This window comes from Rhodococcus sp. AC861, assembly GCF_979256035.1.
This window is the reverse complement of record NZ_CEEDMW010000005.1, coordinates 169,733-189,475: the sequence shown is the minus strand read 5'-3', so window position 1 is coordinate 189,475 and position 19,743 is coordinate 169,733. Positions and strand designations below refer to the sequence as shown.

The window sequence follows — 19,743 nt, the reverse complement described above, 5'->3', positions numbered from 1 at the left end:
ACGTCCCACGGATGACAGGCGGTGGTCGGTGAACCTTCTCGACGGAGCAGCACGGTCCTACGCATGGGGGTCGCGCACGGCACTCGCCGAACTCCGCGGGGTTCCGGCGCCCACACGTCATCCCGAAGCGGAGATGTGGTTCGGTGCGCACCCGGGCGATCCCGCTCAGCTGCGCACCTCGGCCGGAGCGGTGTCACTGCTGGACGCGATCGATTCGGACCCCGGTTCGCTGCTCGGTCGGTCGGTGCTGGACCGTTTCGGTGACCGGCTGCCGTTCCTGGTGAAGTTTCTGGCAGCCGAGGAGCCGTTGTCCCTGCAGGCCCACCCGTCGCTCGATCAGGCACGCGAGGGTTTCCGTCGAGAGAACGCGGCCGGAGTGCCGGTGGACGCGCCGACGCGCAATTACCGCGACGCCAGCCACAAGCCCGAACTGGTGGTCGCGCTCACCGAATTCGATGCGCTCGCGGGCTTCAGGACTCCGTCGAAGACCGTGGAATTGTTCCGTCTGATCGGCGCGGACGAACTGCGGCCGTACACCGACATGCTGGACGGGCAGCCCGACGCGAGCGGGCTCCGAACGCTGTTCACCTCGTGGATCACATTGCCGCAGCGCGCCTTGGACACGCTGTTGCCCGCTGTCATCGACGCCTGCGTGCGGGCGCTGGAGCGAGCGGACGACACCGGCGACCGGACCTTCGTTCCCGAATTGCGGACGGTGCTGGAACTCGGTGAGTACTACCCCGGGGACGCGGGTGTCCTGGCGGCCCTGCTGCTCAACCGTGTGACGCTGCAGCCGGGGGAGGCCCTGTATCTCGATGCGGGCAACCTGCACGCCTACCTTCGCGGAACGGCCGTCGAGATCATGGCCAACTCGGACAACGTCCTGCGTGGGGGATTGACCCCCAAGCACGTCGATGTGCCGGAACTGCTGCGGGTGCTCGACTTCGAACCGCTGGCATCACCGATACTCGAGTCCGAGACCGGGGACGACGGCACAGTTCTCTACCCCACTCCCGCACCGGAATTCGCGCTGATCGCCATCGGACTCACCGCGACGACGGACGGCGGACGGCCGCGGGTACTGGGGCACGCGGGCGACCCGGCTCCGCGGATCGTGCTCTGCGTCGACGGCCGTGTCCAGATCTCCTCCGGCGACACCGTTCTGATCATGGAACGGGGGAGCGCCGTGTGGATCGCGGCCTCGGATCCCGATCCGTCGCTGTGTGCGATCAGCGATTCCGCGCGAGTGTTCGTCGCCGGCGTCGGTCGCTGATACGGGCGAACCTCGCACGACACGCGTCGATAGCGCGCATCCGGGTAGTCCTCGCGTGTCACGATGGCGCGACGAGCGTCGTCGATCGACGCGGGCGTGAGGTGAGGAGATCCGACGGTGAGTATCGACGGCAATGACGCGCACAGTACGCGTCGCACGGGCCTTCGCAGGACCAAGTCCATCGAGCAGTCGATGCGCGACACGGACGAGCCGGACACCAAACTCCGGAAGAGTCTGTCGTCCTGGGACCTGACGGTCTTCGGAGTCGCGGTCGCCGTCGGCGCCGGCATCTTTACGCTGACCGCGCGTACCGCGGGCAACGTCGCAGGACCGTCGGTCTCGCTCGCGTTCGTGTTCGCCGCGGTGGCCTGCGGTCTGGCTGCCCTCTGCTACGCGGAGTTCGCGTCGACTGTTCCCGTCGCCGGCAGCGCGTACACGTTCTCGTACGCGACCTTCGGGGAGTTCGTCGCCTGGATCATCGGGTGGGACCTCATCCTCGAGTTCGCCCTTGCATCGGCCGTGGTCGCCAAGGGATGGTCCCTTTACCTCGGTGAGGTACTGGGCACCTCGTCGCCCGTGGTCTCGGTCGGCGGGATCGACGTCGACTGGGGTGCACTGCTCATCGTCATCGTGCTCACCGTCCTGCTGGCGACGGGTGTGAAGCTGTCCTCGCGGGTGTCGCTGGTCATCACCGCCGTCAAGGTCGGGGTGGTGCTGCTCATCGTCGTGGTCGGTGCCTTCTACATCAAGGCTGCGAACTACTCGCCGTACATTCCCCCGGCCGTGCCCGCGGAGAAGGAATCGGGCCTGACCCAGTCGCTCTTCTCCGCTCTGACCGGCGCCGGCGGCAGCAACTTCGGGTGGTACGGACTGCTGGCAGCGGCAAGTCTGGTGTTCTTCGCCTTCATCGGCTTCGACGTGGTGGCCACGACGGCCGAGGAGGCCGAGAACCCGCAGAAGGCGCTGCCGCGCGGAATCCTGGGTTCACTGCTGATCGTGACCGTCCTGTACGTCGCGGTCACCCTGGTGCTCACCGGAATGGTCAACTACACCGAGTTGGCAGGTGAGAGCGCCACATTGGCCACCGCCTTCGAACTCAACGGCATCACCTGGGCGCAGAAGATCATCTCGTTCGGCGCGTTGGCCGGCCTGACAACAGTCGTCATGGTGCTCATGCTCGGCCAGTCCCGGGTGCTGTTCGCCATGTCCCGCGACGGCCTGATGCCGCGCCGCCTGGCGAAGACGGGCAAGCGCGGAACGCCGGTACGCATCACCGTCGTCGTCGGTGTCGTCGTGGGAATCCTCGCGGCCTTCTTCCCCATCGGGACGCTGGAGGAGATGGTCAACATCGGAACTCTGTTCGCGTTCGTCCTGGTGTCGATCGGCGTGGTCGTGCTCCGGCGCACTCGCCCGGATCTCGAGCGCGGTTTCCGCGTCCCGCTGGTACCCCTCGTTCCTGTTCTGGCGGTTCTCGCGTGCCTGTGGCTGATGCTCAACCTCTCGGTCGAGACGTGGCTACGGTTCGTCGTGTGGATGGTGCTCGGAATCGCGGTGTACTTCGTCTACAGCCGTCGTCACTCCGTTCTCGGAGCCCGGCAGCGCGCGGATGACAGTCGATGATCACGAAATAACTCGCCTATCACGAACCGATATCACGAACGGAGACTGCACTCCTGGCCTCGAACTTGATCTACACTCGGATTCAGGTCGAGAGGTTTGTTTCGGTCCGCACCGATGTTCGTGTCGGTGACTGCGCCGAGCCTCCGACCCCGAAGCGTTCCGAATCCGGGTGTCGAGGAGTGTGAAGCATGTCGCGGCGGTGGCACGATCCCAAGAAGTTGCTCTGGCTACTGGGAATGCTCGCCCCTGCTTCCGCACTGCTTCCGTCCCAACTGGTGCTGCATACCGGTATCTCCGCGTTCTGGTGGAGCGGGGCGATGCTGTTCTTCGTCGCCATCCCGGTGATGGACATCATCGGTGGTGAGGACGGTGCGAACCCGCCGGAGGCGGACGTCCACGACATGCAGGGCGACCGTTTCTACCGGTGGTGCACGTTCATGTTCCTCCCGGTGCAGTACGCGGGGCTGGTCGTCGCCTGCTATCTCGTCGCCTTCGGGTCGTTGTCCGCTCTGGACAAGATCGGGTACGCCGTGAGCGTCGGCCTGGTGGCCGGCATCGGCATCAACGCAGCCCACGAACTGGGGCATCGGGTGGAGACGGGGGAGCGTCGCCTGGCCAAGATCGCGCTCGCTCAGAGTTTCTACGGACACTTCTACGTCGAGCACAACCGCGGCCATCACGCCCGCGTCGCCACCCCGGAGGATCCGGCCAGCGCGCGCCTCGGCGAGTCGCTGTACCGCTTCTTCCCTCGCAGCATCAGCGGTGCGGTGACCTCCGCCTGGGAACTCGAACGCTCGCGTCTCGCGCGCAAAGGCGTCGGGGTGTGGTCGATTCGCAACAACGTCTTGAACGCCTGGGCACTGTCGGTCGTCCTCGTGGCCGCACTGGTCGCCGTGTTCGGTGCGACGGTGGTGCCGTTCCTGCTGCTGCAGGGATTCGTCGGCATCCTGACTCTCGAGTCGGTCAACTACGTCGAGCACTACGGGCTGCTCCGCGAGCGGACGGCACGTGGCCGCTACGAGCGATGCGCTCCCCGGCACAGTTGGAACAGCGACCGCATCGTCACCAACATCTTCCTCTACCACTTGCAACGACACAGCGACCATCACGCCAATCCCGGACGCCGTTTCCAGACGCTCCGGACGTTCGACGAGTCGCCTCAGCTCCCCGCCGGCTACGCGACGATGGTGGTGCTGGCGATGGTGCCCCCGCTGTGGAGGCGGGTCATGGATCCCCGTGTCCTCGCGCACTACGACGGTGACATCACCCGTGCGAACCTCCGTCCGCACGACCGCGCGGGTCTGGAGAGACTGCTGGCATCCATCCCCTCCAGGGCCGACGCGGCCTGATCGCCAACCCCCGACACACGCACCGGGGACGGTGAGCCGATAGCCTGGACGGTGATCACCAGCCGACAGGAGTGGCATTACATAATGACGACATCCACAACCACCGAGGCGCCGCAGGCAGATATCCGCGGCGGCATCGAGTTCAAGGTCGCAGATCTTTCACTGGCCGAGTACGGGCGCAAGGAGATCGGGCTCGCCGAGCACGAGATGCCCGGCCTGATGTCCCTGCGTCGTGAGTACGCCGACGTCCAACCGCTCAAGGGCGCCCGCGTCTCGGGTTCCTTGCACATGACGGTCCAGACCGCCGTGCTCATCGAGACGCTCGTCTCGCTCGGAGCGGAGGTCCGCTGGGCGTCGTGCAACATCTTCTCGACCCAGGATCACGCAGCCGCCGCGATCGTCGTCGGTCCGCACGGCACGCCCGAGGATCCGCAGGGAATCCCGGTCTTCGCCTGGAAGGGCGAGTCGCTGGCCGAGTACTGGTGGGCCGCGGAGAAGATGTTGACCTGGCCGGTGGCCGAGGACGGCACCCCCCGCCACGCCAACATGATCCTGGACGACGGTGGAGACGCCACGATGCTCGTGCTGCGCGGTGCGCAGTTCGAGAAGGCCGGCGTCGTGCCTCCCGTCGACGAGGACCACGACTCCGACGAGTACAAGGTGTTCCTCGGCCTGCTGCGTGAGTCGCTCGCGCAGGACGCCACCAAGTGGACGAGCATCGCCGACTCCGTCAAGGGTGTCACCGAGGAGACCACCACGGGCGTGCTGCGCCTGTACCAGTTCGCTGCCGCCGGAGAGCTCACGTTCCCCGCGATCAACGTCAACGACTCGGTCACCAAGAGCAAGTTCGACAACACCTACGGCACCCGCCACTCGCTGATCGACGGCATCAACCGCGGCACCGACGTCCTGATCGGTGGCAAGAAGGTTCTCATCTGCGGTTACGGCGACGTGGGCAAGGGCAGCGCCGAGTCGCTGGCCGGCCAGGGCGCCCGCGTCCAGGTCACCGAGGTCGATCCGATCAATGCGCTCCAGGCGCTGATGGACGGCTACGACGTCGTCACGGTCGACGAGGCCATCGGCAACGCCGACATCGTCATCACGGCGACGGGCAACAAGGACATCATCACGCTCGAGCACATGCGGTCGATGAAGGACAAGGCCATTCTCGGCAACATCGGCCACTTCGACAACGAGATCGACATGGCCGGCCTCGAGCGGTCCGGATCGACGCGCATCAACATCAAGCCGCAGGTCGACCAGTGGATCTTCTCCAGTGGCAAGTCGATCGTCGTGCTGTCGGAGGGCCGTCTGCTGAACCTGGGTAACGCCACCGGCCACCCGTCCTTCGTCATGAGCAACAGCTTCTCCAACCAGGTCATCGCTCAGATCGAGCTGTGGACCAAGCCGGACGAGTACGACAACGAGGTCTACCGCCTTCCCAAGCACCTCGACGAGAAGGTCGCCAAGATCCACGTCGAGGCGCTCGGTGGACAGCTGACCAAGCTGTCGAAGGAGCAGGCCGAGTACATCGGTGTGGACGTGGAAGGGCCGTACAAGCCCGAGCACTACCGCTACTGAGTCGTCTCACCGAGCAGGACAGGCGGTAACCGGGTCGATGGGTGTACTCATCGCGATCGAAGGTGTCGACGGCGCAGGCAAATTCACGCTGTCGTCGGTGCTGACGCGTGCCTGGGAGGCCACCGGGATCGACGCCGTCCGTGTCGCGTTTCCGCGGTACGGCGAGTCCATCCACGCCGATCTGGCAGCGGAAGCCCTCGCCGGCGAGCACGGTGATCTTGCCGCCGGTGTGAACTCGATGGCTGTCCTCTTCGCGTTGGACCGTGCCGGTGCAGCATCCGACCTCCGTCGGATGCTGCACCGTCACGACGTCGTTCTGCTCGATCGCTACGTCGCCTCGAACGCCGCCTACTCGGCAGCTCGCGTACATCAGGACGCCGACGGGGACATGGTCGAGTGGGTCCGCGCGCTGGAGTTCGATCGACTCCTCCTGCCGACGCCGACCGCCCAGATACTTCTCGACGTACCTGTCGACGTGGCGGAGGAACGCGCGAAGGGTAGGGAGCAGCAGGACCCGTCCCGCGCGCGAGACGTGTACGAGCGCGACAGCGGTCTGCAGTCGCGGACCGCGGCCGTGTACGCCGGACTGGCGGCCGCGTCGTGGGTGTCACCGTGGTTCGTCGTGAACGGCGCGCAGGCCGATGGCGACACGCTCGATACCCCGAGACTCGCCGCCGACCTTCTCAATCAGACTGCCGAGTACGACGGGATGTCACGATAGTCGCCATGAAGCCACGAATTCTGGTTGTCGACGACGACACGGCTCTGGCCGAGATGCTCACCATCGTCCTTCGGGGCGAGGGATTCGAGCCGTTCGTGGTGGGTGACGGCACGCAAGCACTCGCCGCTGTTCGCGAGAACCGCCCCGATCTCGTCCTGCTCGACCTCATGCTTCCCGGCATGAACGGCATCGACGTATGCCGAGTTCTGCGAGCGGACTCCGGTGTTCCCATCGTGATGCTGACGGCGAAGACCGACACGGTCGACGTGGTGCTCGGGCTCGAGTCGGGTGCGGACGACTACATCATGAAGCCTTTCAAGCCGAAGGAGCTGGTGGCACGGGTGCGAGCCCGGCTCCGACGGACCGAGGAAGAACCGGCCGAGCTGCTCTCGATCGGCGACGTCGTGATCGACGTGCCGGCGCACAAGGTCACTCGCGACGGTGTCCTCATCTCGCTGACCCCTCTCGAGTTCGACCTTCTGGTTGCTCTCGCGCGCAAGCCTCGCCAGGTGTTCACCCGCGAGGTGCTGCTCGAACAGGTGTGGGGTTACCGCCATGCCGCCGATACCCGGCTGGTCAACGTCCATGTCCAGCGCCTGCGCGCGAAGGTGGAGACCGACCCGGAGAACCCCGAGGTCGTCCTGACGGTCCGCGGCGTCGGCTACAAGGCCGGCCCGCCGTGACCACCGCACGTTCGGGGGCGTGAGCGTCGGTGATCTTCACCTCTCGCTCCCGCCGCCGCATCAACGGAACCTTCTCGCCCCTGGTCAGATGGTCCCGGTCGGTGTGGGCGGCTGCCGGGCACGCATGGCGTCGCTCGCTCCAGCTCCGCGTCGTCGTCTCGACGCTGACGCTGTCCCTGATCGTCATCACGGTCCTCGGTGTCGTCCTGACGAGTCAGATCACCGACCGACTCCTCGACACCAAGATCGAGGCCGCCACCAAGGAACTCGACCGTGCGCGTGGGTCCGTCGAGAGTCAGCTCGCGGGTGACGACTCCACGTCGCTGTCGAACCGGCTCGAACTGGCGCGATCCGGCCTGACCAGCCGCGACACGGAGAGCGGTGCGGACAGCAGTTCCGCCGGCACGTTCGATCCGGTTCTGATCGTGCCCGGTGACGGCGCCCGCGGGGAGTCGTCGACCGGACCCGCGGATCAGATTCCGCTGACCCTGCGCTCGTTCGTGCAGGCCGGGCAGGTGAGCTACCAGTACGCGACGGTGTCCGAGCCCGACGGCTACTCCGGACCCGCGCTGATCGTGGGCAGTCCGACCGCGTCGGACCTGTCGACGCTGGAGTTGTATCTGGTGTTCCCGCTCGCCGGTGAGGACCGCAGTCTGGCGTTGGTCCGCGGCACGCTGTTGCTCGGCGGCGCCGCGTTGATGGTGTTGCTCGCCGCGATCTCGATGCTGGTGGCACGCCAGGTGGTGGTGCCCATCAGATCGGCGTCCCGCATCGCCGTCCGGTTCGCGGACGGGCGGCTCAAGGAGCGGATGCCCGTGCGCGGCGAGGACGACATCGCCCGCCTCGCCATGTCCTTCAACGAGATGGCCGAGAGCCTGTCCAAACAGATCACGCAGCTCGAGGAGTTCGGAAACCTGCAGCGACAGTTCACCTCCGACGTCTCGCACGAACTCCGCACTCCGTTGACGACGGTCCGGATGGCGGCCGAGCTGATCCACGATGCGAGCGAGAGTCTGGACCCGCTGCTCAAACGGTCGTCCGAACTCCTCGTGGCCGAGCTCGACCGATTCGAGACGCTCCTCAACGACCTGCTCGAGATCTCCCGTCACGACGCCGGCGTCGCGGAACTCGCGTCGGAACTGTTGGACGTGCGCATGTGTGCGCGTGCCGCGGTGTCGACCGTGCGCCACCTGGCCAAGGACACCGGCACGGAAGTCATCATCGACATGCCGGACACCGCCGTCATGGCCGAGGTCGACCCACGCCGCGTCGAGCGCGTCCTCCGTAACCTGCTGGCCAACGCGCTGGACCACGGCGAGGGCAAGCCGGTGCTGCTGCGGCTGCGGGCCGACGACGACGCGGTGGCGTTCGTCGTCCGCGACCAGGGCGTCGGATTACGGCCCGGCGAGGAGAAGCTGGTCTTCAACCGTTTCTGGCGGTCCGACCCCTCCCGCGTGCGGCGGTCCGGCGGCACCGGCCTGGGACTGGCGATCAGCTTGGAGGACGCCCGATTGCACGACGGCAAGCTCGAAGCGTGGGGAGAACCGGGCCGGGGCGCGTACTTCCGTTTCACCATTCCGCGGGTCCGCGGACGCAAGGTGGTGTCCAGCCCACTTCCGCTGCGACCCACGACCAAGCGCTACGCCCAGGGGCAGCCCATTCCCGCCGCGCGTCCCACGGGCGTGGGAGCCTCCGCCGGGGAGCGGACGACGTGAGGCCGTCTCGTGCACCCGCCGCGGCCGTCGTCCTGGCAGCCGTGCTGGCACTGCTGGTGTCGGGTTGCGCCTCGCTCCCGGCGTCGTCGGCGCCGCAGGCCATCGGCACCGTGGCACGGGGTCCCGTCGCCGACGAGCTGCCGGTTCCCGCGACCGGTCGCGAACCCAATCTGCTGGTCCGGGACTTCGTCAAGGCCAGTACCGATCCGGCGGACGACCATGCGGGAGCGCGACAGTTCCTCACCACCGATGCCGCGTCGGAGTGGAACGACGGCGCGAGCGCGATCGTCGTCGACAAGGTCGACGTGCTGGAGGATTCCCGGTCGAGCGACGCGGCCCAGTACACGATCCGCGCCAACCGGGTGGGTCAGCTCGATCAGGGCGGTCAGTACCGCGCTGAGCAGGGGTCCTTCGAGACGCAGGTGACGCTGGCCCGTGTCGACGGCGAGTGGAGGATCGACGACCTGCCGTCCGGCGTGGTCATGGACCGCACCCAGTTCCTCAACTCCTATCAGCGCAAGTCCTTGTACTTCGTCGACCCCACGGGAACGTCGCTGGTGCCGGACCAGCGGTGGGTCAACACGACTCAGGACCGCATGACGGAGACTCTGACCGCACTGCTGCAGGCGGGACCGCGACTCTCGCTCGAACCGGCCGTGCGCAACGTCCTGAACGGCGTCACTACCGCCGGCGCGATCACCAAGGCGGACGGCCGTACCAGTGCCGTCGGTATCGGCCTCGGCGGTGTGCGGATCGACTTCCGCGGGGCCGGTGCGCTGGACCGCGCCACCCGCGAACTCCTGGCGGCACAGATGATCTGGACCCTCGCCGAAGCGGAAGTGTCCGGGCCCTACGTCCTTCTCGTCGACGGGGCGCCACTCGACCCCGCCTACCCCGACGGGTGGACCACGGCGGAGGTGTCCGACTTCGATCCGCTCGCGGTGGCGGGAGCCGACGTGGGACTGCACGCCTTGCGCAACGGGGGGCTGGTCCGCATCGGAACCGACGGCGTGACACCGGTTCCCGGATACTTCGGCACCGTCAACAACATGCGGTCCATCGCTCTGTCCAGCGACGGGACCTTGGTTGCCGCGGTGTCCGACACGGGTCGCGCGGCACCCCAACCCCCCGACGCGCTGCTGATCGGCTCGTACGGCGGAAACGCGTTCCCGGTGGCCGAGGGCGGATCCATCACCCGACCCACCTGGGGTCCGGACAAGGACGCCGTATGGGCGGTCGTGGACGGAGCCGTCGTCAAGCGAGCGGTACGCGATCCGGCCACGGGACAGGTGTCGGTGGTGGACGTCGATTCCACCGAGATCGCCGAGTTGGGCGGTCAGATCACCGAACTGCGTCTCTCTCGGGACGGTGTCCGGGCGGCGATGATCGTCGACGGTGCGGTGTACGTCGCAGTGGTCGTCCGCCGTGCGGACGGCACGTACTCGCTGCGCGAACCCGAGGCCGTGGCCAGCGGACTCGCCAGTGCCGCACTGTCGCTCGATTGGAGCACGGGGGACACCGTCGTGGTGGCGCGTGCCGCGACGGACATTCCCATCGTCCAGGTCGCGGTCGACGGGTCGCGCCTCGACGGGCTCCCCAGTCGCAATCTCACGGCACCGGTGGTCGCGGTCGACGCGTCGGCGTCGAGCACCTTCGTGGCCGACTCCCGGGCGGTGTTCCAGATCGACGACAGCGACCCCGCGAGCGATCGGTACTGGCGTGAGGTTCCCGGTCTGACCGGGACGAAATCGGTGCCCGTCCTGCCCGGCTGAACGGTCGGCACGGCCGTGGTGTCGTACCCCCGGAGCACTGTGAGTCCGTGCTGACGTCGCTGCTCGATCTGGTCCTGCCCCGCGAATGCGGGGGATGCGGCCGCCCCGACACCTGGTGGTGCGACGCCTGTCGTGCGGCGACGGCGCATCCGCCCGTGCGCGTGCACCCTCGCGTCGACCCTGGCGTGCCGTGCTGGGCTCTCGGTCCGTATTCCGGCGTCCGTCGGCACGCGGTCGTCGCGGTCAAGGAGAAGGGCGCTCGGGCGCTGGTGGAGCCGCTCGGCACTGCTCTCGCCGGGGCGACGCGGTGGCTCCGCTCGGAGGGTGAGATCGACCCGCACGAACTGAGCCCGCTGACGTTGGTGCCGGCGCCGTCACGACGCCGTGCCGCGCGTCTGCGCGGAGGTGACCCCGTGACACGGTTCTGCCGTGCCGCTGCCGCGGTGTTGGTTCCCGAGGTGGTGACGGTGGCACCGATCCTGCGTGTCGACGGGCGGGTCCGGGATTCCGTCGGTCTGTCCGCACGGGAGCGCGCCGAGAACCTGGGTGGCCGCATCGGCGCGTGGCGATCACTGCCGGGCGACCCGGCGCGAACCGGGGTCGTTCTCGTCGACGACGTGCTGACGACCGGGACCACCGCCGCGGAATCGGTCGCCGCGCTGAGGCGGGTCGGCGCCCGGGTCGACGCGGTGCTCGTCGTCGCCGCCGTCGGGTGATCGACCGCCGCGGACGACGAGTCTGAAAAGGTGCCGTGAATATCGTATGAACGGTGGCAGAGCAATGGGGGAGCGACTACGGTCAGGGCCACGTTCGAAGCAGCGATCCGAGAGCGCGAGATGCGGGTTGGGAGGTGATGCCTCACCACTCGGCGCCGGGCGGTCCACGCTCCGGTGTCACCGTTCTTCCGCTGCGCGCGAAGACATTTCGGCGCAGCCTCTTATCGGGAGGTACGTATGACGACCACGTCACCAGCGACGACTGCACACACCAGCACGCATCGGGTGCACGCCCACCCACGAGAAGCGCACGGCAACGTCCCGGACCAGAATGCCGCCGACCGCACCGACACCACCGACACCTCTTCGGATTCCGTCTACTTCGACGATGCGCCGACGATCGACACGACCGACAGCAGCGCCGGCGACGAGCCCACGGCCGAAGTCGTCGTCAAGGGCCGCAACGTCGAGATCCCCGAACACTTCCGCCTCTACGTCTCCCAGAAGCTGGCTCGTCTCGAGCGCTTCGATCCCACCATCCACCTGTTCGACGTCGAGCTGTTCCACGAACGCAACCGTCGACAGTCCAAGAGTTGCCAGCGAGTCGAGATCACCGCGCGCGGTAAGGGTCCCGTCGTCCGCGCCGAGGCCTGCGCGGACAGCTTCTACGCGGCGCTCGAGTCCGCCACGACCAAGCTCGAGAGTCGCCTCCGACGTACCAAGGACCGCCGCAAGGTGCACTACGGCGAGAAGCGTCCGGTATCCGTCGCCGAGGCCACCGCAGCGTTGATCGAGGAAGCCGACACGGCGCCCGTCGACTCCGCACCCGTCGCCGACGAGCCCTCAGTGGAGGGTCCCGGCACGGTCGTGCGCATCAAGGAGCACTCGGCGGTACCGATGACCGTCGACGACGCGCTCTACGAGATGGAACTGGTCGGTCACGATTTCTTCCTCTTCCACGACAAGGAATCGGATCTGCCGTCGGTGGTCTACCGCCGCCATGCGTTCGATTACGGGCTGCTCCGTCTGACCTGACGCCGCGCAGGTTCGTCCGCGTCGCATCGGGCGCTCGCTTCGTGCGGGCGCCCGATGCGCTGCGCGCGAGGACTCGTACCCGTACCTCACAGCACATTGTCAGGAGCGCCGCCTACGATGGTTGCGCTGGGGACTGCGAGGCCCCCCGCGTCGAGACGCATCGTCCGAGTTCCGGCGATGCGGGTCCACTGCCCCACGTACCCGATATTGAGGACGAATAGCCCGTGCCGACGTTGTCGTTGTCCAAGTTGCTCCGTGTCGGTGAAGGTCGCATGGTCAAGCGGCTGAAGCACATCGCCGACCACGTCTCGTCCCTGTCGCCGGACGTGGAGAGCCTGTCCGATGCCGAGCTCCGCGCCAAGACCGACGAATTCAAGAAGCGCCACGCAGACGGGGAGACCCTCGACGAGTTGCTGCCCGAGGCATTCGCGGTAGCCCGCGAGGCGTCGAAGCGCGTGCTGTCGCAGCGTCACTTCGACGTCCAGGTCATGGGCGGCGCCGCCCTCCACTTCGGCAACGTGGCGGAGATGAAGACCGGTGAGGGCAAGACCCTGACCTGCGTCCTTCCCGCCTACCTCAATGCACTGTCCGGCGACGGCGTGCACGTGGTCACGGTCAACGACTACCTGGCCAAGCGTGACTCCGAGTGGATGGGTCGTGTCCACCGCTTCCTCGGTCTGAGCGTCGACGTCATCCTGTCCGGGATGTCGCCCGCCGAGCGCCGGGCCGCCTACGCCGCCGACATCACCTACGGCACCAACAACGAGTTCGGGTTCGACTACCTGCGCGACAACATGACGCACTCGTTGGACGACCTGGTCCAGCGTGGACACAACTTCGCCGTCGTGGACGAGGTCGACTCGATCCTCATCGACGAGGCCAGGACGCCGCTGATCATCTCGGGCCCCTCCGACGCATCGTCGAAGTGGTACCCGGAATTCGCGCGCATCGCCCCGATGATGAAGAAGGACCTCCACTACGAGGTCGACATCAAGAAGCGCACCGTGGGTGTGCACGAGGCGGGCGTCGAGTTCGTCGAGGACCAGCTGGGCATCGACAACCTGTACGAGGCCGCCAACTCTCCGCTGGTGAGCTACCTGAACAACGCCATCAAGGCCAAGGAGCTCTACCAGCGCGACAAGGACTACATCGTCCGCGACGGCGACGTCATCATCGTCGACGAGTTCACCGGTCGCATCCTGGTCGGACGCCGCTACAACGAGGGCATGCACCAGGCGATCGAGGCCAAGGAGAAGGTGGAGATCAAGGCCGAGAACCAGACCCTCGCCACGATCACCCTGCAGAACTACTTCCGCCTCTACGACAAGCTCTCGGGTATGACCGGCACCGCCGAGACCGAGGCAGCGGAGCTGCACCAGACCTACTCGCTCGGCGTCATCCCCATCCCCACCAACCGTCCGATGGTGCGAGTGGACAACGGCGACCTCATCTACAAGAGCGAGGAAGCCAAGTTCAGCGCCGTCGTCGACGACGTCGTGGAGCGGCACGAGAAGGGCCAGCCGGTTCTGATCGGTACCACCAGCGTCGAGCGCTCGGAGTACCTGTCCAAGCAGTTCACCAAGCGCGGCGTCGCCCACAACGTGTTGAACGCCAAGTTCCACGAGCAGGAGGCGACGATCATCGCCGAGGCCGGCCGCTCCGGTGCCGTCACGGTGGCGACCAACATGGCAGGCCGTGGTACCGACGTCGTGCTCGGCGGTAACCCGGACATCATCGCCGACCTCGCTCTCCGTGGGCAGGGTCTGGATCCGGTCGAGACGGCCGAGCAGTACGAGGCCGCGTGGGAGCCGACGCTCGAGCAGGTCAAGTCGCAGGTCAAGGAGGACGCTGACAAGGTCCGCGACGCCGGCGGTCTCTACGTGCTCGGAACCGAGCGCCACGACTCCCGCCGCATCGACAATCAGCTTCGCGGCCGCTCGGGACGCCAGGGCGACCCCGGTGAGAGCCGGTTCTACCTCTCGCTCGGTGACGAGTTGATGCGCCGATTCAACGGCGCTGCCCTCGAATCGATCATGACCCGTCTCAACCTTCCGGACGACGTGCCGATCGAGGCGAAGATGGTCTCGAAGGCGATCAAGAGCGCTCAGACCCAGGTCGAGCAGCAGAACTTCGAGATCCGCAAGAACGTCCTCAAGTACGACGAGGTGATGAACCAGCAGCGCACCGTCATCTACGAGGAGCGTCGTCGGATCCTGCGCGGTGAGGACATGGAGGGCCAGGTCGAACAGATGATCACCGACGTGGTCACCGCGTACGTCGACGGTGCGACGTCCGAGGGCTACGTCGAGGACTGGGATCTGGACCAACTGTGGACCGCCTTGAAGACTCTCTACCCGGTCGGCATCGAGCACACCGATCTCACGACGGAGAACGAGTACGGCGAGAAGGGCGACCTCTCCCGCGACGATCTGCGCGAGGCCGTCCTCGAGGATGCTCGCGCGTCGTACGCCCGGCGTGAGACCGAGATCGAGAAGATCGCCGGTGAGGGCGGCATGCGTGAACTCGAGCGTCGGGTGCTGCTGTCCGTCCTCGACCGCAAGTGGCGCGAGCACCTCTACGAGATGGACTACCTGAAAGAGGGCATCGGCCTGCGTGCCATGGCGCAGCGTGACCCGCTGGTGGAGTACCAGCGTGAGGGCTACGACATGTTCACCGGGATGCTCGAGGGCCTGAAGGAGGAATCCGTCGGGTTCCTGTTCAACCTCCAGGTCGAAGCCGCTGCGCCGAGTCCCGCCGCCGCTGCCGGTCTGCAGGTCGGTGCAGGGCTGCAGTCACCGGTCTCCGCAGGTGCTTCTCGTCCCGCCGCTGCTCCTGCGGCGCAGACGGCCGCGCCCGCTGCCCCCGCAGCGCCCCGCGAGGCTCCGGCGCCCGAACTGCGGAAGGCAGCACCCGCAGCGCTGCGCGCGAAGGGGCTCGACGACGACGAGACCGGCAGGCTGACGTTCTCCGGTCCCGACGAGAGCGGCGGCACCTCGGTGCGCCGAGCAGGGTCGGCCTCCGGGTCCGATCGGTCGAACGATGCCGGATCCGCCACGCGCCGCGAGCGTCGCGAGGCGGCACGGACCAGCGCCAAGCCGGTCAAGCGGGCAGCGAAGCCCAAGCGCCGCAAGTGATGTCAGGACAGCCGTAAGGCTGTCAACGTCCAGGCAGGTGTCGACGTGGACCGTCGAGCAGTGAGGCGTCCCGCGACGGCGAACACCCGGTCGCCGCGGGTGTAGGTGCCGAACATCTCGACGTCGTCGGTGTCGTCGCCCACCGGTCGTACATGCACTGTCCGCACCACGGCGGCACCCAGTGATCGCCCGGGTACGGCCGCGGTGGACAGGGCTCCCACCAGCCCGACGACCGACGGAGCCAGGACGGCACGAAGCGATGTCGCCTGGCGCCTGCCGTCGATCACCTCGAGGGCCAAACGCAACGTCCGGTCCGCGACGTGGCGTGCGGCGGCGCCTGTACGCGGCGCACCGGGTGCTGTCGTGCGAGCCGCGTTCGAGCGCCCGGAGTGGGGGCCGGTCCGCGGCGCCGACACGGTGGACCCGGACCGTCGAACGGCTCCGTCTCCGCCTGTCGGTGCGGTGGCACGCGTCCCCGCGCACCTGTGGTCGTGCCCGCCGACGGCGGGTGGTTCGGACCGGGGAAGTCGTCGAACGTGGACGGAATCGGTGGGCATGGGTGGTCCTTCCCGGTATGTGCGGAGTGAGCGTCCTGCGGGGAGTTTCACACGCGGAGAACACGAGTCGGTCCCGCACGGACAACGCGGTGACGCGTCACAGCGAGCGTTCCTGCACGGAGGGGAATGTCCGGCTGTCGGCCGGAACCGACACACCGGGACGAACGTCGGCGATCGTGGTCGGTGTCGACGGTCGACGCCGTGCGAGACTGATGTCGTCGCAGTCGAACAGAGGGGATTCGTGCGTTGGCCACCAGACTCACCACTCAGGACGCGTCGTTCTACTTCCTCGAGGCCAGCACGACTCCGATGCACGTGGGGTCGCTCGCCATCTTCCGGCTCCCGCGAGGGGGATTCAGTTACGACGAGTTGCTGAGCCTGGTCGAGAGCCGGCTCGCCCTGGTCCCGCGGTACCGACAGAAGGTGCGCGAGGTGGCGCTCGGCCTGGCGCGTCCCGTCTGGGTCGACGACCGCGACTTCGACATCACGTACCACATCCGCCGGTCCGCGCTTCCGAAGCCGGGATCGACGGAACAGCTGCACGATCTGGTCGCGCGCCTGACGTCGCGACCGCTCGATCGCACACGCCCGCTGTGGGAGATGTACCTCGTCGAGGGCCTCGCCCGTAATCGATTCGCCATCTTCACCAAGTCGCACTCGTCGATCGTCGACGGGGACAAGGCCCTCGAGATCAGCCAGGTCATTCTCGACGCCACCAAGGCGCCGACACCGATGGCCGAGGAACTGTGGATGCCCGCGCGGGAGCCGTCCGAGAAGGCGCTGGTCGCGCAGGCTCTCGCCGAGATCGTGTCGCGGCCGGGAGAAGGCGTCGAGGCTGTACGAGGGGCGGTCGGCGACGTGACGCGAGCCGCGGGCGATGCCGTGCGCGCGGCGGGCAAGTTCGCCGCTGTCGTGCGGAGCGCGGCCCAGACCGCCCCCACCAGTCCGCTCAACACGACGATCTCCCGCAACCGTCGCTACTCCGTCGCCAAGACGGACCTCGACGACTACCGCCTGGTGCGCTCCAAGTTCGGCGGGACGGTCAACGACGTGGTGCTGACCGTGGTGTCCGGGGCGCTGCGCAACTGGTTGCTCTCCCGCGGTGAGCCGATCGGTCCGTACACGACGGTGCGCGCGATGGTTCCGCTGTCCGTGCACTCCGCGGCGTCGGAACAGGCGGGGGACGTTCCGCCGAACGAGGTGGAGTCGTTCCTGATCGACCTTCCCGTCGGGGAGCCCAACGCGGTGGTGCGCCTCTCGCACGTCTCGCACGCGACCGAGGCCCATCTGGGACCGAGCCGTGGGGTGACGGCGTCGACGTTGATCACTCTGTCGGGCTTCGCGCCCGCCACGCTGCATGCCATGGGTGCACGAGTGGGGTCGTCGCTCTCCCAGCGCATGTTCAACATCATCGTCACCAACGCGCCGGGTCCGCAGTTCCCGCTGTACGCGGGCGGAGCGCGGATGCTGGAGATGTATCCGGTGCCCCCGCTGGTACGCAACCAGGCCCTGAGTATCGGCTTGACCTCGTACGACGGCAACGTCTATTACGGTGTGAACGCGGACCGGGCGGCGATGCCCGACATCGACGTGGTCACCACGTTGCTGCACGAAGCGCTCGAGGAACTGCTCGACGCGGCGCGGGACGGCAAGAGCGTCAGGTAGGCACGGTCGACCGGCGACGACGAGGAAAGAGGCGCACGTGAGGGTGTTCGTTCCGGCGACGATGCGGATGTTGCAGACGTTGATCGACGAGGGGGAGTTCTCGCCCGTCAGTCGCACCGCGTTCGCGGTCACCCCGGCGCTGCGCGAGGCGTACTCGGCAGGTGACGACGACGAACTCGCCGACGTCGCGCTGCGGGAAGCGGCCCGCGCATCGCTCCGTCTGATCGGTAGTGAGCCCGGCAGCGACGACGTCGACGCCGAGGACGGTGAGGTGTCCGATGCCACTCCGATGTCCCGCCGAGTCGTCATCACCGCGGACATCGATCCGGTGACCCTGCGCCCCGACCTCGACGACGCGGTGGTGAGACTCCCGGAGCCGTTGTCGTTGACGCAGGTCGCCTCCGTGCACGTCGACCTCGCCGGGGCGGAGAGTGCCGTCGATGCGGCGGTGGCGGCGGTCGATGCTGCCGACCTCGGTGACCCCGACGCGGAATTCGTTCTCGGCGACATCGAGGACCACGAACTCGCCTGGTACGCGCCTCAGGAGATACCGTTCCTCCTGGAACTGCTCTGAGAATTCCGCCCGTCTGCGCGTACAGGCCTGTACGCCGGTGAAAGCGGTTGCCGTGCAGCGAGATCGGCTCGAGAATGGGATGTGGGTCATGGCTTTCGATGCGAAGAAGTTCAGTGCGAAGAACTTCAGGGGCAAGAGCGTCAAGGAATGGCTGGAGGCGCCGGCCGCCTCCGTGTCGTCGCCGCGGCGCCCGTCGCTCAACGTCGTGCGCGGTGCGGTCGCTCGCATCACGACGCCCCTCATTCCCGACGACTACCTGCATCTGGCGAACCCACTGTGGTCGGCGCGCGAGCTGCGCGGACGCATCGTGCGGATCGAGAAGGTCACGGGCGACTCCGCCACCATCGTCATCAAGCCAGGGTGGGGCTTCGACTTCGACTACAAGCCCGGCCAGTACATCGGCATCGGCCTGCACGTGGACGGTCGCTGGCACTGGAGGTCGTACTCGTTGACGTCCGCTCCGGACTGGAACGACAAGCAGATCTCCATCGCGGTGAAGGCGATGCCCGAGGGCTTCCTGTCCTCGCACCTCGTCGGCGGCGTGCCGTCGGGCACCATCGTCAGACTGGCGGCGCCGAAGGGCAACTTCGCGCTCCCGGAGCCCCCGCCTCGCAAGCTCCTGTTCGTCACCGCGGGTAGCGGGATCACGCCGATCATCGGCATGCTGCGCAGCCTCGACTCGCGCGGGACCATGCCCGACGTCGTTCACGTGCACTCGGCGCCGACTGCGGACGACGTCATGTTCGCATCGGAACTGGCGGCTCTGGATGCGAAGTACGACTCGGTGACGTCCCACATCCAGCTGACCCGCTCGGACGGGAAGTTCGATCTCACCTCTCTCGACGAGCACTACCCGGACTGGCGTGAGCGCCAGACGTGGGCGTGCGGCCCGGCCGCGATGCTCGACGACGTCGAGAGCGTGTGGAAGAACGCCGGCATCGCCGACAATCTGCATACCGAGCGGTTCGAGATCGTGCGTACCGGTGCGTCCACCGAGGGAGGAACCGTCACGTTCTCGGTGTCCGACCGTTCGGTAGCGGTCGACGGGGCGACCACGTTGCTCGAAGCCGGTGAGAAGGCCGGGGTGCGAATGCCTTTCGGCTGCCGTATGGGCATCTGCCAGACGTGCGTCGTCTCGCTCACCGACGGACACGTCCGCGATCTGAGGTCGGGTAAGGAACATTCGCACGGCGAGCGGATCCAGACATGCATCTCCGCGGCGGCGGGGGATTGCACGCTGGAAATGTGATCGGGGCCGCTCGTCGTACTCACCGGCTTCACAGGCTGTTCCGCTATTGTCGAAATGCCTGCCCCGCCGGAACTGCTCGGCGTGCGGCACGGGCACACG

15 protein-coding genes are annotated in these 19,743 nt (G+C 67.2%); 14 read left to right on the top strand and 1 reads right to left on the bottom strand.

Annotation, left to right across the window (positions count from 1 at the left end):
- Positions 1-28: 28 nt before the first annotated feature.
- From manA to secA, 11 genes are all read left to right on the top strand, one after another.
- Positions 29-1,273 (top strand): mannose-6-phosphate isomerase, class I, encoded by a 1,245-nt coding sequence (gene manA, locus AC0IX4_RS17125; protein WP_471830069.1) that lies wholly within the window; start codon positions 29-31, stop codon positions 1,271-1,273.
- Between the two features lie 192 nt (positions 1,274-1,465).
- Entirely contained in the window at positions 1,466-2,893 is a 1,428-nt protein-coding gene (locus AC0IX4_RS17120; RefSeq protein WP_156388310.1) for an amino acid permease, read from the top strand.
- Between the two features lie 188 nt (positions 2,894-3,081).
- On the top strand, positions 3,082-4,242 hold the full coding sequence (locus AC0IX4_RS17115) for an alkane 1-monooxygenase (RefSeq protein ID WP_471830068.1): 1,161 nt from the start codon (positions 3,082-3,084) through the stop codon (positions 4,240-4,242).
- Between the two features lie 84 nt (positions 4,243-4,326).
- On the top strand, positions 4,327-5,823 hold the full coding sequence (ahcY, locus tag AC0IX4_RS17110) for an adenosylhomocysteinase (protein ID WP_042573227.1): 1,497 nt from the start codon (positions 4,327-4,329) through the stop codon (positions 5,821-5,823).
- A 37-nt stretch (positions 5,824-5,860) separates the two neighbouring features.
- Positions 5,861-6,544 carry a dTMP kinase gene (locus AC0IX4_RS17105; protein WP_471830066.1) on the top strand — a complete coding sequence of 228 codons (684 nt, stop codon included), beginning with the start codon at positions 5,861-5,863 and terminating at the stop codon, positions 6,542-6,544.
- Positions 6,545-6,549: 5 nt separating this feature from the next.
- Positions 6,550-7,227 carry an MtrAB system response regulator MtrA gene (gene mtrA, locus AC0IX4_RS17100; protein ID WP_042573229.1) on the top strand — a complete coding sequence of 226 codons (678 nt, stop codon included), beginning with the start codon at positions 6,550-6,552 and terminating at the stop codon, positions 7,225-7,227.
- Between the two features lie 29 nt (positions 7,228-7,256).
- Complete coding sequence (gene mtrB, locus AC0IX4_RS17095; RefSeq protein WP_056069166.1) at positions 7,257-8,942, top strand: MtrAB system histidine kinase MtrB; 1,686 nt, start codon at positions 7,257-7,259, stop codon at positions 8,940-8,942.
- Entirely contained in the window at positions 8,939-10,714 is a 1,776-nt protein-coding gene (lpqB, locus tag AC0IX4_RS17090; RefSeq protein WP_471830063.1) for an MtrAB system accessory lipoprotein LpqB, read from the top strand. Before mtrB ends, lpqB begins: the two co-directional genes overlap by 4 nt.
- Before the next feature lie 47 nt (positions 10,715-10,761).
- A complete protein-coding gene (locus AC0IX4_RS17085; RefSeq protein ID WP_471830061.1) occupies positions 10,762-11,430 on the top strand; it encodes a ComF family protein in 669 nt (222 codons plus the stop codon).
- 237 nt (positions 11,431-11,667) lie between these two features.
- Positions 11,668-12,465 carry a ribosome hibernation-promoting factor, HPF/YfiA family gene (gene hpf, locus AC0IX4_RS17080; RefSeq protein WP_471830059.1) on the top strand — a complete coding sequence of 266 codons (798 nt, stop codon included), beginning with the start codon at positions 11,668-11,670 and terminating at the stop codon, positions 12,463-12,465.
- 224 nt (positions 12,466-12,689) lie between these two features.
- Complete coding sequence (gene secA / locus AC0IX4_RS17075) at positions 12,690-15,599, top strand: preprotein translocase subunit SecA (RefSeq protein WP_471830057.1); 2,910 nt, start codon at positions 12,690-12,692, stop codon at positions 15,597-15,599.
- A gap of 2 nt (positions 15,600-15,601) precedes the next feature.
- Here the strand turns inward: secA and AC0IX4_RS17070 are convergent, their stop codons facing one another.
- Positions 15,602-16,156 (bottom strand): Rv3235 family protein, encoded by a 555-nt coding sequence (locus AC0IX4_RS17070; protein ID WP_471830055.1) that lies wholly within the window; start codon positions 16,154-16,156, stop codon positions 15,602-15,604.
- A 246-nt stretch (positions 16,157-16,402) separates the two neighbouring features.
- Here AC0IX4_RS17070 and AC0IX4_RS17065 point away from each other — a divergent pair, with 246 nt between their 5' ends.
- The 3 genes from AC0IX4_RS17065 to AC0IX4_RS17055 all read left to right on the top strand — a co-directional run bounded on the left by AC0IX4_RS17065 (position 16,403) and on the right by AC0IX4_RS17055 (position 19,644).
- Positions 16,403-17,821, top strand: a complete 1,419-nt coding sequence (locus AC0IX4_RS17065) for a WS/DGAT/MGAT family O-acyltransferase (RefSeq protein WP_471830053.1) — start codon at positions 16,403-16,405, stop codon at positions 17,819-17,821.
- Between the two features lie 61 nt (positions 17,822-17,882).
- Complete coding sequence (locus tag AC0IX4_RS17060; protein ID WP_200933430.1) at positions 17,883-18,395, top strand: DUF6912 family protein; 513 nt, start codon at positions 17,883-17,885, stop codon at positions 18,393-18,395.
- Between the two features lie 88 nt (positions 18,396-18,483).
- Entirely contained in the window at positions 18,484-19,644 is a 1,161-nt protein-coding gene (locus AC0IX4_RS17055) for a ferredoxin reductase (RefSeq protein ID WP_471830052.1), read from the top strand.
- The last annotated feature ends 99 nt before the right edge of the window (positions 19,645-19,743 follow it).